This window comes from Ignavibacteria bacterium (assembly GCA_025612375.1).
Classification (GTDB): Bacteria; Bacteroidota; Ignavibacteria; order Ignavibacteriales; family SURF-24; genus JAAXKN01.
Genome location: JAAXKN010000020.1, coordinates 25196 through 47299, shown reverse-complemented (window position 1 = coordinate 47299; position 22104 = coordinate 25196). Strand labels below are relative to the sequence as shown.

Below are 22104 nucleotides of genomic sequence, written 5' to 3'. Positions count from 1 at the left end.
CTTTTTTCAGTTTAATTGAAATAAGTATTTGCGTGATGAGAGATATATCAGCATAAAGGGCAGGAAGCCCTGTTTTATCAGGAAGAATACAATATTATCAGAGTCGGAGCCCAGGGCTAAAAACGCCAGGTTTATCAAAAACGGTATCAGGATCACCCTGGCGTCCTTGTATTCCAGAAAATCTGCAAAACGTTTAATAAGCCCTACAGCAAAGCCGAATATCACGAAGAAGAACACTGCTGCAAAAGGACCAAAGTTCAGCATTGCCTCACCGGCAAGGCCGTATATTCGGCTGGCTCCGATACCTCCCTGAATTTCCTCCCCCTCTTTTACTTTTGTAAGCGGCCTGTCTTTCCAGATGCCCTTGGGAACTATTAAGGAAAGGGCGCCTAGATACGTCCTTCCATAGGCGTATTCATAACCGGTACTGTTTTTACTCAGCCGGTAAAGCAGGTACGCCTGAACATCGCTTCTTGCAAAGTCACCCAGCAGTACAGCTTCAAACGACCTGTTATACGTCTGCTCAAAGCGGGAACGGCTTTTATCCTCCCTTAAAATTCCTGCGGCCTCTATTCCCCCCTGTTTGTAAAACCCATAAATGTACATGAAGGCAAGGATAAATAATGCAAAGATCAGGATCGCTCTTTTGGACACTTTCTTTAACCAGAGGTCAATTATCCCTATTGCCCAGAACAAGCCCCAGATGGTATTGCTCCTGCTTCCCCTGAGGCCCCCGAAGATCATCTTGAGGGCAAAAAAGACGCACATCAGAATGACTATTATCCATGAGCTGCTGATCTTTCTTTCTTTTAGAAGAAATACCACATAAAGCAAAAACAGGATCGGGAAACTCTCGGAGATCATAAAGATCCATCCCATCCCTTCAAATGCCCCTTCATTTTTAGAGAATGCCATTATATAACCCAGGAGGCCTCCCTGTCTGATAAAAACCCACACCTGCAGCCCAAAGCTGATTATAAGCAGTGAGGCCGCCAGCGGATGGAACACTCCGGCATTAAGGGCCCAGAAACTTTTTGAATGAGAAAACCTCCTCTGCACCCTGTCCTTTGCATACCCGTAAAACATCAGCCCTACAGAATTAACTATAGCCATACCCCCAAGCCAGTCGCGCCAGTCCTGCGGCCTGTCGATTGTCTTCATCCAGTAATCAAAGTAAACATGCATCATGGGCGCCAGGAAAAAGAAATGAAATCCTATAATTCCAACTATGCCTTCCACGTCAAAAATGGAATCCTTCTGCCGGAACCATTTGACCGCATCAGCTCCGGAAAGGATGCCTGCAAGCCCCACCGGTATTAAAAACCAGTGGTCGAACCTCCTGTCCAGCACCAAAGCCGACAGTATAATAACATACACTGCAGCAAGGCTGACTGAATAGTTGGTATATTTATCTTTTTTTATGCCGCTCTTAATGCTGTTATAAACGTATTCCATTTCTTATCAGCCTAATGTTATGCTCTTTGTAAATTTCGTAAAACACAACCGACATATTGAGAATTGCCTGCATGAGCATTGTAAAGATGAGGCTGTATGCAGCACCCAAGGCTCCCCTTTGGCTTATCAGCGCAAAACTTATTATGATTGAAAAAACCAAAACGGTAATATTTATCCATAGCTGGGCCTGGTATCTTTTTATTGATAACAGTGCAAAGCTTGTAAATGAAACGACGTAAGATATTCCGCCTGAGATCATAACAAGAATAAACAAGTCATTATGTGAGGTGTATATTTTACCAAGCAGCAGATCAAGTATACTTTCTCCAAATAATCCGGCAGCCGCAATACCCAGAATCCCCAAAGCAGCCGCTCCCGAGAGAAGCCGTATAAAAAACCCGGTAAACTGAAATGTATTCCCACGGTCAAATAACCTGGAAAGCCTGGGGCTTGCAGCCTGCCCTAAAGCCATTACGAGTGTGTTTCCAATTACCTGCAGATACATCAGTGAAGAAAACACTCCAAGCTCATATTCACCATGGTATCTTTCCAAAACGTAGTTCGGTATATTCGGCACAAGAGAGACCGCCAGGGCTGCAAACCCAAGAGGGAAAGACCTGCGCAGAAGTTCAGATGCTTTTCTGTCTTTTATCCCCTTCATCATTGACTTTGCCGTAAAAGAAATTTTGTCAGCAGCTTTAAGTAGTTCCGCTTTGATACCGATGCTTTTGAAGTCGTAAAGAATAAGTACACCGAGCCTCACCAGCAATAGCCCCGTACAGCTCCAGAGAAGGGAGCCTGAAAATTTCATTGCCAGATAAAAAGCCAAAGCCGAAATTGCTCCCCTTAAGAATAGCGACAATGATATAAGCCTCATATTTTCCTTCTGCTGGTGTCTCCCGTAGACAATGTCGCTAATTGACTCAACCCCTTTGATGCACGCAACCATAAGTATTATGGAAACTGTATCCGTCTGGTAATTTCCCCAAAGGCTGATTACTGCAACCATCAAGAGAGCCGCCAGCACCGTCCAGGCTCTCAGAGTAAAATAGTGCTTAAACTCAAATTGATTACTAACGTCAGTTGCCTGTACATCCCGCAGCTTGAGATTTGAGAACAAAATGACAGGAGCGGTCAAGGCCATTGCAAGGGCAAACTGCCCAACCATTGCCGGGTTTCCTTTCCTGGCCAGTATAAGCAGTATCAGCCACTGGGTAAATGCATAAAAAACATTTCCCAAAAGTGTCCATATAAAATTTTCTTTTAGTGTGAAAGATTTTTCCAATACCATTCTATTGATAGTTTTAATCCCTGTTCAAAATTAAACTGAGGCTTGTAGCCCAGTATTTTTTCTGCTTTTTCAATCGATGCAAATGAGTGCTGTATGTCCCCGCTGCGCATGGGCCCATAGCACGCATCTACACCTGCAACCCCGGGGTCATAACGGCTCAGGTACTCCCTGAGATATTTAATAAGTGAGTTCAGGCTGTTGCGCTCCCCCGCCGCAGTATTAAATACCTCTCCAAATGCATCCTCATTTTTGCACACTGCAGCCAGGTGATTCATCTGAATAACATTTTCCACATACGTAAAATCACGCGAAATATTGCCGTCGCCGTTGACCATTGGCGCCTTGTGCGACATCAGCAGTGCAGTAAACTTTGGTATCACGGCAGCATATGCTCCTTCGGGATTCTGCTTCGGGCCGAATACGTTAAAATACCTCAGCCCTATTATCTCCATGCCATAATGCAGCCCGAAGACATGAGCATATAATTCATTTGTATATTTTGTAACAGCGTAAGGAGAGACCGGCTTGCCTATAGAAGACTCAACCTTAGGAAGAGCCTGCGAGTCGCCATAAGCCGATGAACTTGCTGCATATATAAAACGCCTCACATTTGCGTCTTTGGCCGCTACCAGCATATTCAGAAACCCGCTTACATTCACCTCATTTGAGGTAATCGGATCCTGAAGCGACCTTGGCACCGATCCCAATGCCGCTTCATGAAATATCACATCCACTCCGTCAACTGCTTTTCTGCAGTCCTGAATGTTACGGATATCCCCTATTGCGAGGTGAAACTTCGGGCATGAGAGAAATTCCTTAATGTTTTCAACCTTGCCTGTTGAAAAATTGTCCAGGCAGACAACCTCATTGTCATTTTTCAGGAAGTCCTCCAACATGTTTGAACCTATGAAGCCCGCTCCGCCTGTAACCAGGATTCTCCTGCCGGAAATCTTTGGATAGCTCACGCTGCCGCCTGATCTTTTTAGATCTTCTATTGTGGAATAAGCGGCAATCTTATCAAGTCCGTATGTACCCTTATAGTCGTGCATTTTTGTTGGTCAGTTTTAGTTTTTCAGTTTTAGTTTGTCAGTTTTTGTTTTCCGGTTAACTTAACTCTTTATTTAATGCCTGCTGAAGGTCAGCAGCCTTTCTTTTTTGTCCCTCACCGGGCTCTGGTAATAGTAATAGTTTTTATAGTAGCTGCCGTAGCCGTTTTTATAAATAAAATTGTTAAGGAGTATGCCTATAAATGTGCCCTGCTCATGCTGCAGAAGTTCAGCGGCTCTTTTCATTACATCAATTTCAGTGATTTCCGCGGCTGCCACTAAAAGCGACAGATCTGCAATCCGCGACAAAATTTCAGCATCGGTTACTGCCAGTATGGGAGGCGAATCAATTACAATTATTTCAAAATCCTCCTTCAGCTTTTCAATCAGACCCATGAACTGTGCCGAGGCCAGTATTTCCGAAGGGTTTGTAGGAATTGTCCCTGCCGGGATTAGGAAAAGGTCTTCTGTTTCAGTTTTTCTTACTATATCTTCGTATGACGCCTTTTCAAATATGTATTCCACCAGTCCCGGCGCCTTGAACTGATTTAACACCTTGTGCACTCTTGGCTTCCTCAGATCACAGTCAATTATTACTGTCCTTTTCCCCGCCTGCGCAAAGCTTCCGGCAATGTTTACTGAAGATGTCGTCTTTCCTTCCTGCGGTGAGCTGGAAGTAATCAGGATTGTCCTGATTGAGTTCCAGTTAACCCTTGAGAACTGAATCCTTGTCCTTAAGGCCCTGTAAGCCTCGCTTGGAACTGAGTTCGGTTTATAATGCACTATAAATTCAGAAGCGTTCTCCCCGCCGCCCGGGATGTATTCAAAGCGGGGAACCCAGCCTATCAGGTTTATATTTAACCTCTCTATGTCTTCGGGTGTCTTTACGGTTTTGTCAAAAATATTCCTTATCACGACAAACCCTGATCCCAAAAGGAGGCCCGACATTATACCCACCAGCAGTATGACTTTTCTGTTCGGCCTGGATGCTTCCATAGGGATTCTGGCTGGGTCTATAATAAGAACATTGCCCGGAGTCGACTGCTCATTTATCAATGCCTCCTGGTACTTCTCCTGTATAAGAAGGTACAGTTTTTCAGATTCCCTCTTTTCCCTTTCAAGCCTTGCCAGGTCAATCGTCCTTTTGGGCAGCGCGTCAAACTCCGATTCATAATTCCTCACTATTGAATTAATAACATTGTATGAAGCAGAAAGCCCGTGGTACTTTACTTCTGCATCCAGCACCTTCTGGACAAGCTGCTTGACTTCATCACTGCTTAAGGCAAGCATGCCTGCCTTGAATATCTCAAGCTTCTTGTCGCGGCTTTCCTTCAGCTGGTCAATTTTCATGTTGTAGCTGTTAATCACTTCTGCCCGGCTGTTGTCTGTCCCGTTATTGAGCGCAATGTCCTTCTTCACCTCATACTGCGCAATCTGTTTCTGGAGCTCCTCCAGGTATGGTTCAATCGCGTACTTGTCGAGATAATCCTTTATGCGGGGCTCCTGCCTGGCAAGTTCTTTTTTATAATCACCAAGCGTCTTTTCTACAACCGTCAGCTCAATTTTTGCTGCGTTTTTTCTGGATTCATAGTCGGTCAGCTGGCCGATGAGCGCGTTGGACTGCGCATCAAGTGCCACAATGCCTCCTTTTTCCTGGTAATCTTTCATTGCGTTTTCTGCTTCCAGGAGCTTTTTATGTTTATCTTCGCTTTGATTTTCCAGAAACTCTCTTACATTCATCGTCTGTTGGCGGTTGAACCCCAGGTTCATGTCGTGATAAACCTTGGCGTAAATATTTGCTATCAGCGCAGCCTCATATGCGGAAACTGATTCAGCCGAAATGTTTATTATCTCCAGGTTATTCTTCTGTTCAATACTGACAACCTTGCTGAGCGTCTTTACTATTTCATAGACCGGGCGGAGGGCAGGCCTGGCGGATTTTATCTGCCCATCATGACTGAATATTACATAGTACTCCGGGAACCGGTTATTCTTCAGCGAATCAATAAGCAGATGAGCAACCTTCTCGCGTACGGAATAGCTTTTCAGGACCTCAATTTCATTTTCCACAAAAGTCGACTTTTGATCGGAGAACTCTGCAATCAGGGGAGCTTCCAGTATATTGCCCTGCGGTTTTGATACCCTGAGCATGGTAATTGAGGAATAAACATCGGGAGCCCTCACGGCATATATTCCCGCCAGGAATGTCACAAGAACTGTAATCATAAGTATGGTAAGCCAGTGCACTCTGAATAGCATAATGCGGTTCCTGAAGCTCATTGCATCATCACTGATCAGCCTGGCCAGTTCAGTTTCTGAAATATTGTTTTTCATCCGGTTCCCGTTTTTTAACGCTTCTTTTAATTTGGCTTGAAGTCTTCAACTTTTTCTTAAGACAGAAGGAGAAGGAATTTCGCCCTCTTTTTCTTATAAATTAAAGCGTTTTAGCGTAAAGTCATCCGAAATGTAACCAGCGGTAAGAATATGTTTCGAGCGGTAGTAAGTCGCAGGACCTGTCGAAGTGGTGAAGTATTGGAAGTAGAAAGAACATCTGAAACTGAGACTGCTGCTTTTTAGTTTTAGTTTTTTTAAGTAAATTTGCTGGAAAAAAAGGGAATAAGGTGTTTAAGAATTTTGCAGGAAATCTGGGTAAGAAAATTCTGGACTTTTTCCAGGAGCTGGGACAGTTTTTTAACCTCCTCTTTGGAATTATAAGGTATTTCCCGGCCATCTTCAGAAACCGTCACCTGGTGCTCTTCCAGATGGAACATATCGGAGTAAATTCCCTTCCCCTTGTACTCATAATTGCAACTTTTACCGGCGCCGTGGCAGCCTGGCAGGCCGCCTACCAGCTAAGCGGTGTAGCACCCTTGTCATTCCTGGGAACTGCAACCAGCCGCGCAATTATTACTGAACTCGGCCCCGTGCTTACTGCAATCGTAATTGCCGGACGCGTGGGAGCCTCAATTGCTGCCGAACTGGGCTCTATGAAGGTTACAGAACAGATTGATGCCTTAGAGACAATGGCTATCAGCCCGGTGCGCTATCTTGCAATGCCGCGCTTCGTGGCATCTATAGTCATGATGCCCGTCCTTGTAGTCTTTGCCGACGTCATCGCCGTCCTTGGCGCCTACGTAATATCCAACTTCTTCCTCGGCGTCTCTTTTGCCGTATTCTTCCAGTCGGTGAAAAGATATTTTGTATTCGGGGATTTCCTTTTCGGACTAATTAAAACCGTCATCTTCGGCGGCGTTACGGCTCTTCTGGGATGCCATATAGGCTTCAGAACCGAAGGAGGAGCAGAAGGAGTGGGGCTTTCAACTATCAGATCCTTTGTACTTTCAGCGGCACTTATTCTTATACTCGACTACGTGCTCTGGACACTGATGTTCTAGTAGACTTAAATTAAAACTGCACCGCTTTTCCCGGCAGAGCTTGACCTCTTCATTATTACAAGCGTCGTGTCGTCACCCGGAATGGTGCTGTCGCGGAACCGGTCCAGCTCCTTTATGATGTTCTCCTGTATTAAAGACGCACTTAAGTGGGCATTTTTTTCTATTACCTTCATCAGCCTTTCTTCCCCGAAAAAATTCCGGTTCCTGTCCATCGCCTCTGTCAGCCCGTCAGTGTAGAATACAAGCACGTCTCCCGGCTCTGTCGTAACTACCATCTCTTCCAAAACCTTGTCGAAGATCCCTCCGTCACGAAGCCCTACGCCAAGTCCCACAGGGGTTACATTTTCAGCCTTACCGGCCCTGTAGTGAATAAGCGGCGTGTGCCCTGCCCTCGATAAAGAGATTTCACATCTGTCCTTTTCTAATGAAGCCATTGAAACCGTAAAGAAGCTGTCGGATTTAAGTATGTTCTGCAGACTTTTATTTAATTCTGAAAGAATGGCCTTAGGACTCACACAGGTGTTCGAAATATATTTCAGTATAGCCTGCACCTGCACCATATAAAGTGCGGCCCCCATCCCTTTTCCCGAAATGTCGCCAATTACAATGTACATTTTATCCTTCTGGCTTTCAGGACAGATGAAGTCGTAATAATCCCCTCCCACCTCTCTTGCGGGCTCGGAATAACAGGCTATGTCAAACATGCTGTTCTCGGGTGCGTGCCTGGGCATTAAGGCCGTCTGTATCTCGCGTGCAACGGCCAGTTCATCTTTTGCAGTAAGCTTGTCCGCAAGCTCAAAGGCAATGAGCAGGTTTACCATAAAGAAACCCAGAACGGCCCAGTTCCACAGCCCCCCGAGCAAACCTACCAGAAAGAAAACAAGAGCCAGGGAGTAGAATAGCCTGCGGGCCGGGGACATCTTAAGCAGGAATTCAATGAACAGGTTGCGAAGGAAAAGAAATGTCCTTTCAATAGAATTCCGGCTGTCTTCAGGCATTTTCATCCTGCGGACGTAAAAGTCGTATACCTCAGGAGCATCCCTTTTTATCAGCTTCTCCACGTCCTTCATGCTCAGGTCGCTCGTATAGATCTCATAAATACGGTTTAATGCACGCCATTTAGCCAAAACAAATTCTCCATTATTTCTTTTCTTGACAGTAATTAAGACGGATAGAAACGCCTGTTGTTCCTAAAAGGAATAATTTAGCTATAAATATAATGAAGATTTTTCTGAGGTGAAATATGAGAAAGTTTACGGTCCCTGAACGGATAGACCGATCCCCGGAAAAGGAACTTAACCCAAATTTGCTATGAATTTATAAATTACACATTGCGCAAAAGCAAAATCATTTTATTCTGACAATGCCGCTTTTTTCTCACGCGCCTGAAAGTTTCTTATCTTCAGGTAATTGCGGTGGAATTCCGGATAGCCTTCCGAAAGGCTCTCAACAAAGTTGTCTATAAAATTATAAAGCATCTTGTCGGCTTCGGCAAAAAGGGCGTTCATTGCAAGAAGCGCACTGCTTGAAATAAAGCTGAAGAACCTGTCTTCTAAAAGGAGCCTGAACTTTTCAGCTTTATACCTGAGGTTCTGAAGCGTGTGGATTGTTATCTCCTGACGCCTCATCCTTGTCATGTATTTTTCAGCAAGCCGCGTAATCATCAGAGTCTTTTCAATAAGCTCCCTGTCCTGTATTCTTACAATCTGACTGTAAGTTACCCTTGTTGTCGACTTAAGCTGGACGTCCTTTGTTTCCTTTGCATAGTTGTGAAGTGAAGTAATAACGGGCAGAAGGAGAAGTATCAGATCGTCTTTAGCTTTGGATACCTGGAGTGACTTCTCCAGCGATTCCGATGAAAGTTCCATCTGCTTGCATCTGATCTCTTCAGTAAGCTTGCGGAATTTTGAAATGGACCACATAAAAGCTCTTATATTGCAGGTAACGTTCCTGTTTTCGTTCAGATATGAAAGAATGGCTGTATATAGTTCGAGTTTTGCTTTTTCGCTGCGGCTCATCTCTAAATTCCTTATTCAATTTTTTTTATGATATTTATTATGGAAGTAAACTGAGGGATTTTCACCCTCAATTTACTTCCTTCTGCAACAAAGGACAGGATGGAATCAAGCTCTGATTGTATCTTGTGTCTTTATCTGTTTTCAGCATTCTAAGAGTTTTACCGGAATAATGTCAGTCTTAACAGATATAAACCGGAAAGTCGTTGGTTCTTTCCTATCCTCTTTTCTTCAAATTATATATAAGAACACATCAGCCCTCTTCAATCAGAAATATCTACTTTGTGCCCGATTTATTCTGGTCGCTTGAACTGTTATTGTTATAGTTGCTATTGCTGTTCTGGCTCTTGCTGGTATCTGTATTAGTATTCGTATTGCTTCCGCCGCCCATTGTTCCGGAAGTGCCGGTGCTCGTTCCCGAGCCGCTGCTGCCGGTATTCATCTGCTGCGAACCTGAGCCATAGCTTGAGCTTGAGCCTGTGCCGGAACCTGTATTGTTGTCATATCCGGATGAACTGCCCTCTCTGCTTGAACCGGTATTGGAACCTGAACCTGTAGTACCCTTGCTGCTGCTCTTTGAGGATTTCTTATGATGTTTTTTGCTGTGCATGGCAGATCCGGTATCACTCATAGAAGACCCGCTTTTGCTTTTACTTCTCATTGAAGTCCCGCTCTGATCGCTGCTGTTGCCTGTATTTTCGTTCATCGATCCTGTACTGGAAGAGCCTGAAGTGCTGCTCTTGCTCTTTGATGATTTTTTATGATGCTTTTTGTGAGTGGTAGACTTCGATGTATCACTCATTGAAGAACCGCTCTTGCTGCCGCTTCTCATAGTTGTTCCGCTATGATTGCCGGTGCTGCCCGTGCTTTCGTTCATTGAGCCTGTGTTAGAGGAACCTGAAGTACTGCTTTTGCTCTTTGATGACTTCTTGTGATGCTTCTTGTGAGTAGTGGATTTTGAGGTATCACCGCTCATTGAAGAACCGCTCTTGTTTCCGCTTCTTACAGAGGTTCCTGTCGAAGTGCTCTGTTCAGAACTGGAGTTCTCTTCATATGATCCTGTTGTAGATCCTGAAGTACCCTTGGTCTTTGTAGTTCTTTTATGTTTTTTGGTATGGGTTGTGCTGGAAGTATCACTCATAGTAGAACTTCCCTTTTTGCCGCTGCCCATCGATGTACCTGTAGAACTGCCGGACTTGTTTTTGGATCCGCCCTGCTGATAACCTGTGTTGTCGTCACTGCTTCTGTTTGTACCTGTATTGTCACGGCCTGAATTGTCCTGATTGTATGAACCTGTATTGTCCTGTGTTCCGGATCTTTTTGTAGTGTCACGGTTAATCGGAGGAGTACCCCAGCCTGTGCCTGTCCCGGTGCCCGTTCCTGTCCCGGTGCCGACTCCGGTACCTGTACCTGTTCCGGTGTTAGTCCCCGTGCCGGTCCCGGTTCCCATTCCGCCAGTGCCCGTACCAGTACCCGTTCCGCTGCCGCCAGTAGTGCCGGGAGTGCCGGTGCCGCTAGTTCCTGTCCCTGTTCCGCCGGTGCCTGTACCGTAACCTGTGCCTGTACGTGATCCGCCGGTATTATTGTCCGTTCCCGTGTTTCCTCTATATGATGTATCCCTGCTTGTTCCGGTGTTATTATTCCAGCCCGAATTGCTTCTGTTATAAGAAGTATCCCTGCTTGTTCCGGTATTGCTGTCGTATCCCGAGTTGCTTCTGCTTCTGTTATAAGAGGTATCAGAACTCATACCTGTGCCGCGGCTCGAACCGGTGTTATCTCTATTATAACCGCCGGTCTGACTACCCGTATTATTGGTCGTATCGGAAGTGCTGTAGGTTGAACTGTTTCTGGTACTATTGCCCGTGTTGTCGTTCTGGGCAAAGGAATACTCAGATATAAAGACCAACGATGCCGAAATGAACAAAACATTTAGTTTAGAGATAAGCTTCCTCATCTTCATAAAACCACCTTGCCTTTGTTAATGAATCGTATCTTTGCATTACACATGAATTAATGATTTAATTAACCGTATGCTATACGACGCTTCTTCCACGCACCAGGCTTATGATTGCCAGTATTATTGCGGCTGCAAGCAGTATATGTATAAATCCGCCAAGCGTGTAAGAACTGGCCATCCCTATGATCCATAGTACCAAAAGAATGGCAAAAATCGTCCACAACATACATTCCTCCTTTGTTCGCAGAATTTTAATTGCCTGGCATACGGCTAATTATGTAACACTTATGAACTTAACATATTATCCAAAGAGCTGGTATAGGTCTTTTTCTGATATTAATGTAGGCCAAGATAGAGGTGCTCTGTAGTCTATTTTTCAACAAATTTTGTAAGGCTTTCCCCTACAAAATGAGACATTTTGTTTGTTTTTAGAGCATTTTCAAGGCTTCCGGTTTTTATGCAAATTACGCTGTGAAATTGCAACGCCTGACTGTGGCTGTGTGGGAAAATTTGGGGACTATAGTTGAAAAAAGCAGGCATATGACTGGGTATTCCCACATATGCCTGCCTGGAAAATTAGATTTAACGTAACTTACTTCTGACCGTCAAGATAGCTTTTTAAATACTGCCCGGTATAGGACGCAGAGGCTTCAATTATCTCCTCGGGAGTGCCGCAGGCTACTACTTCGCCCCCTTTTTCACCCGCCTCGGGACCAAGATCAATTATATAATCCGCACTTTTAATTACATCCAGATTGTGTTCAATTATTACAACTGAATTATTCCTTTCAAGCAGCATCTTAAAGCAGTTAAGAAGCTTGCTGATGTCATCAAAGTGAAGGCCTGTCGTAGGCTCATCGAATATAAAAAGCGTATGCTCACTGTCTTTCTGTGTGGAAAGGTGTGCCGCTAACTTTACTCTCTGTGCTTCACCTCCCGACAGGGTGTTGGAGGGCTGCCCCAGCTTTATATAACCCAGGCCCACATCGGATAAAACCTGCAGGTAGTTCCTTATTTTATTGCTGTCGCTGAAAAGCTCCAAGGCCTCATCAACAGACATTTCAAGCACTTCAACGAGGTTTTTCCCTTTATAGGTGATCTCCCTTATCTCTTTCTTAAAGCGCGTGCCCTTGCAGTCCTCGCATTCAAGATAAAGATCGGCCAGAAACTGCATTTCAACCTTCACATGGCCTTCACCCTGGCACGTCTCGCACCTCCCGCCCGGAACGTTGAATGAAAAGTAGCCCGGCTTGTATCCTCTTGCCCTTGCCTGGTGCGTATTGGCAAAAAGCTCACGTATAAGCTCATAAGCCTTAACGTAGCTTATTGGGTTCGAGCGGGGGCTTCTGCCAATCGGGGACTGGTCCACAATTTCAATGTTGTCAATCTGGTTCACCCCTTTTATGTCCTCAAAGCGCCCGATTTTAGGAGGGTTGCCCCCGAGAAGTTTTGTAACGCCCCCAAAGAGCACGTCGTGAATTAAGGTACTCTTGCCCGAACCGCTGACGCCCGTTATGACCACAAATTTATTAAGCGGTATATCGACGTCAATATTCTTCAGGTTGTGTTCCCTGGCTCCTTTGATCTGAAGGAGTTTTGTGGCGGCTGTATTTCTCACCTCGGGAACCGGTATCGTCAGCTTTCCCGAAAGATACTTTCCCGTAAGTGAATTAGGATCCTTTAATATCTCTTCATAGCTTCCCATTGCAGTAATCTCACCGCCATGGATTCCCGCACGGGGACCCATGTCGGCAATAATATCCGCTTCGTGCATCATTTCAGGGTCGTGCTCAACTACAAGGACCGTGTTACCTATATCCCTTAGGGATTTCAGTATCCTGATCAGGCGCGTGTTGTCCCTGGGGTGAAGCCCTATACTCGGCTCATCCAAAACATAAAGCGTTCCTATAAGTGAAGACCCGAGTGAAGTGGCAAGATTAATCCTCTGTGTCTCACCTCCTGAAAGCGTGCTGCTCAGGCGGTCCATTGTAAGGTATCCCAGGCCGACGTCATTTAAGAACGTAAGGCGCTTTATGATCTCCTTAAGTATCCTTTCGGCAATTGACATCTCATATTCAGTAAGCTTCAGCGAAAGGAAAAACTGAAAAGCCTTTTCTATAGAAAGCCTTACAACGTCCTGTATTGAGCTGCCGCCGATTTTAACCTGCTCAGTCTCGCGCCTCAGGCGTGAACCCTTGCAGGCCGCACAGGTTGTATAACCGCGGTAACGGCTTAAAAGCACCCTTATATGCATCTTATAAGTATGGCTTTCCAGGTCCTCAAAGAATCTGTCAATTCCCATAAACCCGGAATAACCCCTTTTAATAGTTTCCACCTGCTCGTCGGAAAGCTCCCTGAACGGAACCTGAGTCGGAATGCCGTGATCTTTTGCCGTACGCACCAAATCCCTCAGATGCTTGCTGTACTTAACGCCGCGCCACGGGGCAATTGCACCTTCAACTATCGTAAGATTGGGATTTGGAACCACAAGGTCCATGTCAATTCCAACCGTCCTTCCGAAACCCTGGCAGACAGGGCATGCACCGAAAGGATTGTTAAATGAAAAGAAATGCGGCTCGGGTTCTTCATAACGCGTTCCGCAGCACTCGTAAAAGCGGTTAAAATTCTTCACCTCAAAGTTGTCTGCATTAATAACCGCAAGGCGCCCCTCCCCTTCCTTAAATGAAGTTTCAATTGATTCCGAGAGCGTTTCCCTTACTTTACCCTTTTTAACCTTGAAGCGGTCTATAACAACGTATATCGGCTCTTTTTTCCTCGGCAGCGTGTACTTTTCATTAAGGTCTGCAAGCTTATCCTTAATAAATATCCTGAAAAAGCCCCGCCTTTTAAGGAGCTCAACTTCTTCTTTGAGTGTCCTTCCCTCATGGCTGTGCATCGGAAAGCCCATGTAAAACCTTCCCTCTTCGGGCTGGCTTTCGAGCCACTCCGAGACAGATCCTACGGTATCTTTTTTTACCACGTTTCCGCAATTAATGCAATAGGTCTTCCCGATACGGGCAAAAAGAAGCCTCAGGTAATCGTAGATCTCTGTTGTAGTCCCAACGGTTGAACGTGTATTCCTCGAGCCCGTTTTCTGCTCAATTGCTACAGCAGGACTTATACCGTAAATAAAGTCCACGTCGGGCTTATTTATTCTTTCCAGAAACTGTCTGGCGTATGAAGAAAGGCTTTCAACGTAGCGGCGCTGCCCTTCGGCATAAATCGTATCAAAGACAAGGGATGATTTACCGCTGCCCGAAACACCGGTAAAAACCACCAGTTTATTGCGCGGAATCTCCAGAGAAAGGTTCTTAAGATTATGCTCTCTTGCGCCCTTTACAATGATCTTATCGCGTGAATTATTGTTAGGATTTTTTGACATATCGGTTTTGAAAGTTCAATCTGGGTTCAAAGGGCGCCTTTTCTTGGGGGCGCTCTTTGAACCGGTAAAATAAAAATTAACCCGGTAAATTAAGGTTTTGTGAGGAGTTAAAAAAGGCAGAATTTAATAAACAGTCCTGAGCTAGCGTGTCCTGGTCCCCGTATTATTCTCCAGAGATTTTAATTCCTTAATCTTCTGATCCAGGGTTCTTGTTTTTTCCTTTATTTCGGATAACTTGCTGTCTATGTTTTTTTCATATTCGTTGGCATCCCAGTAGCCCCTTTCCTCAAAATAGCTCTTAAAGAGCCAGTTATGCTTTAAGGCTTCCATATTCTCAGAGAACCTTGAAGCCCCTACTTTTACCTGTTCTGTTGTGGCGGTCAGATTTTTAACTATCGCCTTTACAGAGTCGCTGTAGGTGCTCTTGTCTGAAACCAGCTGTCCAAGAAGCCCCTTGCCCTGACGCACATTATCGACTACATTATCCACCTTCAGAATCGTATTGTCCAGGTCGGAAATAATCTTCTGGAAGTCACCCGTCGTATTCTTTACAATATCCGAAATCTCATTAAGCTTTGTTGTAATTGTATTCAGGCTCCGGTCGGCCGACTTGGTAATCTGTGTTGCCGAATTGTAGAGCTCATCATCATTTACAATTTTACCTATTGTGCCCTCTCCGTTATTAATCTTGGACACTATTTCAGAAAAATCCTTTGTTATATCCTTCAGATAGTTGAGTGTCCCCTGGCTTTCGGCTATAATTTCAGCAATGCTTACAGGTGATTTTGAGCGTACAAAGCCCCCGTCTTTAACTATCTCGTAGGCTGTCGTTCCAACGGTAAGAACAACAATTTTATTGCCCACGAGACCTTCTGTTTCAATTGTAGCCCTGGTATCCTTGCGTATGAAGTTTTTTATATCGGAGTTTACTCTCATTGTTACAACAACACGTCCTGTGGTATCATTTGCAATTTCAATTTCGCTTACACTTCCCACGTTAATACCGCTCAGCCTTACAGGTGCTCCGGTTCTCAGGCCTTCAACGGTTGCAAACATGGCTTTTATGGTAAAAGTTGACTGAAAGAGGGATTCCCTTCCCCCGATAAGAAAAATTGCAGTTACCAGTAGGGCGGTACCCAGAAAGACAAAAAGTCCCAGGCGTGCACCCGTGAAATTTTTCAGCATTTATATCTCCTAGCTTAGGCTTTAATAACTTCCGTACTAAAAAAGTTTTGTAAAAATTTGTCCTGCGAACTCGTAAGCTCGCTTATCGTTCCCTCATAAGCAATAACTGCGTCTTTGAGGAATATAGCCCTGTCAGCAATAATATTAGCACATATCAGGTCATGTGTAACGGCAATGGAAGTCATATTCAGTTTTTTCTGCAGCTCCAGAATCAGCTCGCTGATCTCCTTTGTAGTCAGGGGATCAAGTCCCGTTGTAGGCTCATCATAAAGCATCAGTTTCGGTTCCGTGATAATTGAACGCGCAAGAGCTATTCTTTTACGCATGCCGCCGGAGAGCTCAGAAGGCATTTTATCTACAGCATCAACAAGAGAAACCATTTCAAGAGTTTTAATAACCCTGTCTTCCACTTCAGAGGCGGGCAGCTTGAAGTGCCTGTTTAGCGGGAATGCGAGGTTTTCCCTCACAGTCATTGAATCGTACAAAGCCCCGCTCTGGAAAAGAAATCCTATGTTTTTTCTCACCTCATTCAACTGCCGGTAGGAAAGCTTCAGCATATCCTGCCCGTCCACATTTATGTCCCCCTCGTCAGGCGTCATAAGACCTATAATGCACTTCAGAAGCACACTCTTACCGGTCCCGCTTCTGCCAAAAACGACTAGGTTTTCCCCCTTTTCCACATTCAGGGAAATTTTTTCCAGCACCTTGTGAGAATCAAAGGTTTTGCTTAGTTTTTTTATTTCTACCATCAAGTCGGCCATAACCACAATGTTATTTTAACAAGCACCATATCAAATAAAAGAATCAGCAGCGATGAAACAACTACCGAGGTCGTGGAGGCTTTCCCTACACCTTCGGTCCCGTTCTCGGCCGTGTAGCCCTTGTAGGCTCCAACCATCCCGACTATAAAGCCGAAAACAAAAGTTTTTGCCACACCCGGCAGAAAATCGCCAAAACGGATTGAAAGCATGAGTGAATTGACGTAATAATTAAAATTCATGCTCTGCGAGAGCGTAATTGCAATATATCCGCCCATTATTGCAATAAAGATCACATAAACCGTCAGAACAGGTAAAATCAAAGTACAGGCAATAACGCGCGTTACAACCAGATACTTAAACGGATTGACTGCCGAAACTTCCATTGCATCAATCTGCTCTGTAACCCTCATCGAGCCCAGTTCAGCGCCGATTCCTGAACTGACACGCCCGGCAAAAATTATTGCCGTCAGAACCGGCCCCAGCTCCCTTACAACCGTAAGTGCTACCATGCCGGGCAGAAATGACTCGGCCCCGAACCTCACCAGCACGGGCTGGCTTTGCATCGCCAGAACCAGGCCTATTATAAAACCTGTAACACTGACAATCGGCAGGGTCTTGACCCCAAGCTCGTCCATGTGTTTCTTTATTTCAGCAAATTCGTATGGAGGGGTGAAAAACGTCTTGAAGAATTCAACTGTAAAAAGTGAAAGGCCTCCAATTGTGCCGAAGTACTCGTTGAACCGCTCTTTTATCTGACCGCTTCTGGTTTTACTAAGCTGCATTAAGTTATCTTGGTTTCCCCTGGTTAGTATAAGATAATAAAACTGCTGAACATTTTAATAATTTACATTGTGCCAAAAAATCATATCCTTAAATTAACACAATTCGGGCTGCAAAAATTAAAATTATTTAAGTTAAAAATTTACGCATTTTGCCCGTAATAGAAAAGAGCGTCAGAAGGCATCTTTATAGTAATTTATTACCGGACTGCCCGGCTTTTCCTCCAGAATTGCCACAACATCAAATCGGCAGGCAACCTCATCAATATGCTTCTCGAAAAGATAACAGCGGGCTACTTTCTTGATCTGTTTGATTTTTTGGGGTGTAATGCTGTATTCCGGCTCCCCGTATTCCATGTTCTGCCTGTACTTTACTTCAACAAATACCAGTGTCTCCCCATCCCGGGCCACAATATCCAGCTCTCCTTTGCCGAAATGGTAGTTCCTTTCAACTACCTTAAAGCCTTTGCTCATTAAGAGCCGGACGGCCATCTCCTCCCCTTCCCGGCCTGCCTTATTCGATTCCAGGCTCATTTTCTTCCATAATGAAGTGTTTCAGGAATGTTTTTCTGTGATAAGGGCTTGGGCCGAATTCCATGAGTGCCTTTATGTGCTCACGCGTGCCGTAACCCTTGTTTTTATGCCACATGTATTCTGGATGAATTTCCGAAAGCTCCCTCATCAGGCGGTCACGCGTAACCTTGGCAACTATTGAAGCTGCAGCAATGCAGAAAGACTTTCCGTCCCCTTTTACTATGGCTTTCGTGGGTATTTTCGAGGGAAAAACCTTATTGCCGTCAATTATTGCAAGGTCAGGCACAATAGAAAGGCCCTCCAGTGAATTTTTCATGGCAAGAAGCGAGGCCTGAAGTATGTTTATTCTGTCTATTTCCTCGTGGCTTACTATGCTTACCCCCCAGGCCAGGGCCTTTTCCGTAATCTCCAGGTAAAGCTCTTCCCTTAAGGATTCACAGAGCTTTTTTGAATCATTTACTTTCCCTATCGTAACGCCCGGGTCAAAAATAACCGAGGCAGCTGCAACAGGGCCTGCCAGCGGTCCCCTCCCGGCTTCGTCTATTCCGGCAATAAGACGCACACTTTCAGACAAAAATGCGTTATCAAAATTTTTCATTTATTTCCCAGATATATTGCAATAAGGCCCAGAACCATGTTTAATTTAAGCACATTACTCATAAGACGCAGCCTTAAGAGCCCTCCTTTTGGCCGAAAGAGAAGTTTAAGAAAAAATAGGAATAATAAATTCACCCCGCTCATTATCAGTACAAAATACTCAATTGCGTAAATATGCAGTAGAAACGGGATTGTAGTAAACGTCATCAGTAATATAGTTAAAAAACCGATTACCCGTATAGTCCTGCCAAATCCGTATTTTTGAGGAAAAGTTACAACGCTCATCCTGCTGTCCCCCTCAACGTCCTCCATATCCTTGATAATTTCACGTATAAGATTGACAAGAAAGGCAAAAAAAGCCGGTATTATTGTAAGCTTCCAGCTTCCAACAGCCACCCCTCCGAATATAAAGGCCAAAGCCGTCATAACTCCTACAGCAAAATTTCCTATTAGTGGAATTCCCTTAAGACGGTATGAGTAAAGAAATATCAGTGCTGCCGAGATAAGGTAAATAACCAGTGAGGCTGCATTTATAAAAACCGCCGGCACCAGTCCGGCAAAATTTAACAGGCCGTACAGAAAATAAGCCTCTTTAACGCTCAGTTTTCCCGAGGGCAGCGCTCTTCCCGGGCGGTTTATGCGGTCAATTTCAATGTCTATAATGTCGTTTATTACGTTTCCTGCCGAGGCCGCCAGGGCGCCGGAAAATGAGGCCAGAAGAATATTCAGCCAGAGATATTCACCCCTTGAACAGATTACGCCTGAGACCAGAATGGTAAGTAATGTTATCAGGGCGTTTAACGGGCGGATTATTTGAATAGCTGAGGCCAGTTTTTTCACGAGTTTACCCTTAGAGAAATTTTTATCTTAGTGAGATTTTATCTGCAAAAATAGGAATATTCCTGAAAACATTAAAATTCGTTAACCAGCCCAAGATGTATTTTACCCTGGCTGAACGTGTCACCTCGACCCAGTGCATAGCTGACACTTAAGACACCAAAGCCGGTTTCAAGGTTAATACCCACTCCGTAGCCCGTCCTGAAGCCTGAAATGCGGGGTATGTTCCTCTCGGGCTCGGCGCTTCTAAGGTAATAACCCGAATCAAGGAACAAAAAGGCGTATGTGCGCCTCGACATGAGCAGGCGGTATTCAAGGTTCGACCACAGGAGCCTGTTTGCCAGGAACTGGTTTTCATTATAGCCCCTCAGCGTAGTGGCCCCGCCAAAACGGTAAAGGTCGCTTACTTCAAAGGTGGAACTCCTGAGCTCCCTGCCGTGGAGACCCAGGGCAGCTACCTGCCTGCTGAAAACCTCCTGGAAAATGCTGAAATCAACGGCAAAGCGCTGCTGGTTTATCCTGGTTATTACTTCAGGCGTAAGAAACCTCTCCGGACCGTTAACTTTCTTCCTGCTGAAAAGATAGCTGTTAAGAAAGTAAACGCCTTTTGAAGGCGCGTAGAAGTCGTCTCTTGTATCAATCTTAAGGTTCGCTCCCGTTGAAAGAGTGGAAGAGTTGAAAACAGTAAGAAAGTTTGAGCCGTTTTCTGTCGGAATTACCTCTTCGGCAGACATTATGAGTGAGGCGGAAATGTCCTCAGTTGCCAGATACTCAACTGAAGCCTCGTATCTCCTCTGAATGTATGTTGTATCCTGCTTATGCTGCGCAAGGCCAAGATTTACATTGAAAGGAAAATTAAATAGCCATGGCTCCTGATACCTCAGTTCCAGGTCCTGAGAGTACCTGTCCAGCTGCTGCCATTTTATTGCCGCCGCTCTTCCTGTTCCCAGAATGTTGCGCAGCGTAACGTTAACAAGCCCCGTCAGATATCCCTTTTGCCCCTCGGCGCCCGGCAGGTAGCCCAGTATGCCGTCAAAATTGTTCGTCTCTTTTTCTTTTACATTTATAAGCAGTACGCCTTCGCCTTTCGGATTAAGATAATATGAAGGCTCTTCAACAGGCTCAAAAAACCTCAGACGGCCGAGCCTCTGCGGGACCTCCTCAACGAGCCTCTGAGAGTAAAGCCCCCCCGTCTTAATTCTTAGTTCCCTTAATATTACGCTCCCTGAGGTCTTCGAATTCCCTTTTATCTTCACCTCGTCAATCCTGGTCACCTGCCCCCGGTCTATCTTTAAGAATAAATCGGCTGCATCCCGCGACAGGACTGTATCTTTTTCAAAATAGACAGAACTAAGGATTACCTTTGCAAACGGGAATCCTTTTTCCTGCAGGTAATCCAGGGCCGATGAAATGTTTTCTTCAAGTTCTGACTTTACTAATACCTGATCTTTCATGAAGCCGAAAAGCCTCGTAAAGTATGCTGAATCTGCTCCTGCCTCCAGAATGGAGATATTCCTTACGTAAGTCGGGCCCCCTGGCTGAACGCTGATCTTAAGAACTGCGCCTCCGGTGTCTGCCTCTGCAATAAGCCCCGTGCCTTCAAATGCCGGGTGGTAGTATCCCCTTTCAGAAAGGTGCCTTGTGAGGTTTATTTTTACGCTGTCCAGAATAGCCGGAAAAACCTTCATACCTCTGCGTACACCGCTCCAGCCCAGGTACTCGGTCTTGCTGAAAAGACCGCCTGCAATGTCAATTCTTTCAATTACCTGGGCGGAAATGGCCGCAGGAAGAAAGAGGGCAAGCATAAAAGTTATTAATAGTTTTTTATTCATAAACCGGTGTTTCAGGGTTCAAAAGCGCTTGAAACTTACGCCTTTTCCCGTAAAAATAAAACACAAAAAGGATTCTTGCACAGCCCGGGGGCACAGGGCCGAAGAAATGTCAAACAAGAAGGCTTAAAAAGAAAGCAGGGAACCCGCTTTTTTCAAGACGGATTCCCTGTGCTCTGAGTTTAGGAAAGGAGACTTAATTCCGGTTTCCGGGTTCACCGTAGCCATAGTTGTCACTTCTGTCATTGCCGTTCCGGTTTCCGTTATCATCATCATTATTCCACCTGTCACTGTGATGATAATTGTACTGGTCTTCATTGCCGCGGCCTTTTCCGTAATACATATCATTGATCTCTGAATAACTCCTTCCCTGATTCCTCATTCTTACTACATCATTTTCTCCGCACCTGTAGCACTCTGAAATCATCCTTGAGTTGACTGCATTTATAACGTCATAATCGCTTACTCTGTTATAGCCCCTGTGGTGTTTATAGTATCCCCAGGCCTTTCCGCGCGGAGCGTTAAAACCTCTTCCGGGGAAAAAGATCTCGGGACTAAGTCCATACTGATAGGTTATGTCCATCCATGAATAACCGCTGCGCCTTAAGCGTGCAACTTCTCTTGGAGAAACGCCTGCCCTTCTGGCAACAAAAAATACAACAGGTATCTCATCATCCGGGAGCCTTCTGTCCCTTACAATTATTATCTCTTTTTGAGGTACCCTGAAATAATTGCCTACTGTCATATAGAAGCTGTTCAGGCCGCCCCTGCCCATTGAAATTCCGGCATTTATCTGTGCATCAACTTTTACCGACGCCATTAAAAGAACTGCTGCAAGCAATATCAGATTATTTTTTAAGCGTTTCATTTTGAACTCCTTACTCTCTGCACCCTGTGCAGGAAAGTGTAATTTAAGTGACTGTTTTTTCCCTACTTTTCTTTTTGAAGCATAAACATTAACTCACTTCCTGTTCTAGCCGTTTTTCATTTCCTCTGTAATTTATATTTCAAACTTCATGCCTGAAGAAAACTTCCTCTTTT

Annotated in this window: 18 protein-coding genes; 1 reads left to right on the top strand and 17 read right to left on the bottom strand. The window is 44.9% G+C overall.

Going from position 1 to position 22104, the window contains the following annotated elements; all coding sequences use genetic code 11:
* Nucleotides 1–6: 6 nt before the first annotated feature.
* The 4 genes from HF312_12685 to HF312_12670 form a co-directional block, all read right to left on the bottom strand.
* Nucleotides 7–1455: a hypothetical protein gene (locus tag HF312_12685; GenBank protein MCU7521067.1), complete on the bottom strand. Its 1449-nt coding sequence runs from the start codon at nt 1453–1455 to the stop codon at nt 7–9.
* Nucleotides 1439–2740, bottom strand: a complete 1302-nt coding sequence (locus HF312_12680; protein MCU7521066.1) for a lipopolysaccharide biosynthesis protein — start codon at nt 2738–2740, stop codon at nt 1439–1441. The genes HF312_12685 and HF312_12680 overlap by 17 nt, the downstream gene beginning before the upstream one ends.
* Nucleotides 2719–3795 carry an SDR family oxidoreductase gene (locus HF312_12675; GenBank protein ID MCU7521065.1) on the bottom strand — a complete coding sequence of 359 codons (1077 nt, stop codon included), beginning with the start codon at nt 3793–3795 and terminating at the stop codon, nt 2719–2721. The genes HF312_12680 and HF312_12675 overlap by 22 nt, the downstream gene beginning before the upstream one ends.
* A gap of 72 nt (nt 3796–3867) precedes the next feature.
* Entirely contained in the window at nt 3868–6126 is a 2259-nt protein-coding gene (locus HF312_12670) for a polysaccharide biosynthesis tyrosine autokinase (GenBank protein ID MCU7521064.1), read from the bottom strand.
* Between the two features lie 287 nt (nt 6127–6413).
* Between HF312_12670 and HF312_12665 the strand changes: the two genes are divergently transcribed.
* Entirely contained in the window at nt 6414–7187 is a 774-nt protein-coding gene (locus HF312_12665) for an ABC transporter permease (GenBank protein MCU7521063.1), read from the top strand.
* Between the two features lie 5 nt (nt 7188–7192).
* On the opposite strand, the gene HF312_12660 is transcribed toward HF312_12665, so the two are convergent.
* The 13 genes from HF312_12660 to HF312_12600 form a co-directional block, all read right to left on the bottom strand.
* The gene (locus HF312_12660; protein ID MCU7521062.1) at nt 7193–8314 is read right to left on the bottom strand and encodes a PP2C family protein-serine/threonine phosphatase; all 1122 of its coding nucleotides are present in this window, start codon (nt 8312–8314) and stop codon (nt 7193–7195) included.
* A 225-nt stretch (nt 8315–8539) separates the two neighbouring features.
* Entirely contained in the window at nt 8540–9205 is a 666-nt protein-coding gene (locus HF312_12655; GenBank protein MCU7521061.1) for a hypothetical protein, read from the bottom strand.
* Nucleotides 9206–9479: 274 nt separating this feature from the next.
* Nucleotides 9480–11162 carry a hypothetical protein gene (locus HF312_12650; protein ID MCU7521060.1) on the bottom strand — a complete coding sequence of 561 codons (1683 nt, stop codon included), beginning with the start codon at nt 11160–11162 and terminating at the stop codon, nt 9480–9482.
* A gap of 73 nt (nt 11163–11235) precedes the next feature.
* On the bottom strand, nt 11236–11385 hold the full coding sequence (locus HF312_12645) for a lmo0937 family membrane protein (GenBank protein ID MCU7521059.1): 150 nt from the start codon (nt 11383–11385) through the stop codon (nt 11236–11238).
* Nucleotides 11386–11751: 366 nt separating this feature from the next.
* Nucleotides 11752–14541, bottom strand: coding sequence for an excinuclease ABC subunit UvrA (gene uvrA / locus HF312_12640; protein ID MCU7521058.1), 2790 nt, complete (start codon nt 14539–14541; stop codon nt 11752–11754).
* A gap of 141 nt (nt 14542–14682) precedes the next feature.
* Complete coding sequence (locus HF312_12635) at nt 14683–15726, bottom strand: MCE family protein (GenBank protein ID MCU7521057.1); 1044 nt, start codon at nt 15724–15726, stop codon at nt 14683–14685.
* A 14-nt stretch (nt 15727–15740) separates the two neighbouring features.
* A complete protein-coding gene (locus HF312_12630; protein ID MCU7521056.1) occupies nt 15741–16487 on the bottom strand; it encodes an ABC transporter ATP-binding protein in 747 nt (248 codons plus the stop codon).
* Entirely contained in the window at nt 16475–17269 is a 795-nt protein-coding gene (locus HF312_12625; protein MCU7521055.1) for an ABC transporter permease, read from the bottom strand. The genes HF312_12630 and HF312_12625 overlap by 13 nt, the downstream gene beginning before the upstream one ends.
* Nucleotides 17270–17440: 171 nt before the next feature.
* On the bottom strand, nt 17441–17800 hold the full coding sequence (locus HF312_12620) for a YraN family protein (GenBank protein ID MCU7521054.1): 360 nt from the start codon (nt 17798–17800) through the stop codon (nt 17441–17443).
* Nucleotides 17781–18398 carry a ribonuclease HII gene (locus HF312_12615; GenBank protein ID MCU7521053.1) on the bottom strand — a complete coding sequence of 206 codons (618 nt, stop codon included), beginning with the start codon at nt 18396–18398 and terminating at the stop codon, nt 17781–17783. The genes HF312_12620 and HF312_12615 overlap by 20 nt, the downstream gene beginning before the upstream one ends.
* Nucleotides 18395–19237, bottom strand: coding sequence for a UbiA family prenyltransferase (locus tag HF312_12610; protein ID MCU7521052.1), 843 nt, complete (start codon nt 19235–19237; stop codon nt 18395–18397). Before HF312_12610 ends, HF312_12615 begins: the two co-directional genes overlap by 4 nt.
* A gap of 71 nt (nt 19238–19308) precedes the next feature.
* Entirely contained in the window at nt 19309–21066 is a 1758-nt protein-coding gene (locus tag HF312_12605) for a BamA/TamA family outer membrane protein (GenBank protein ID MCU7521051.1), read from the bottom strand.
* 193 nt (nt 21067–21259) lie between these two features.
* Nucleotides 21260–21931, bottom strand: a complete 672-nt coding sequence (locus HF312_12600) for a hypothetical protein (protein MCU7521050.1) — start codon at nt 21929–21931, stop codon at nt 21260–21262.
* Nucleotides 21932–22104: the final 173 nt, after the last annotated feature.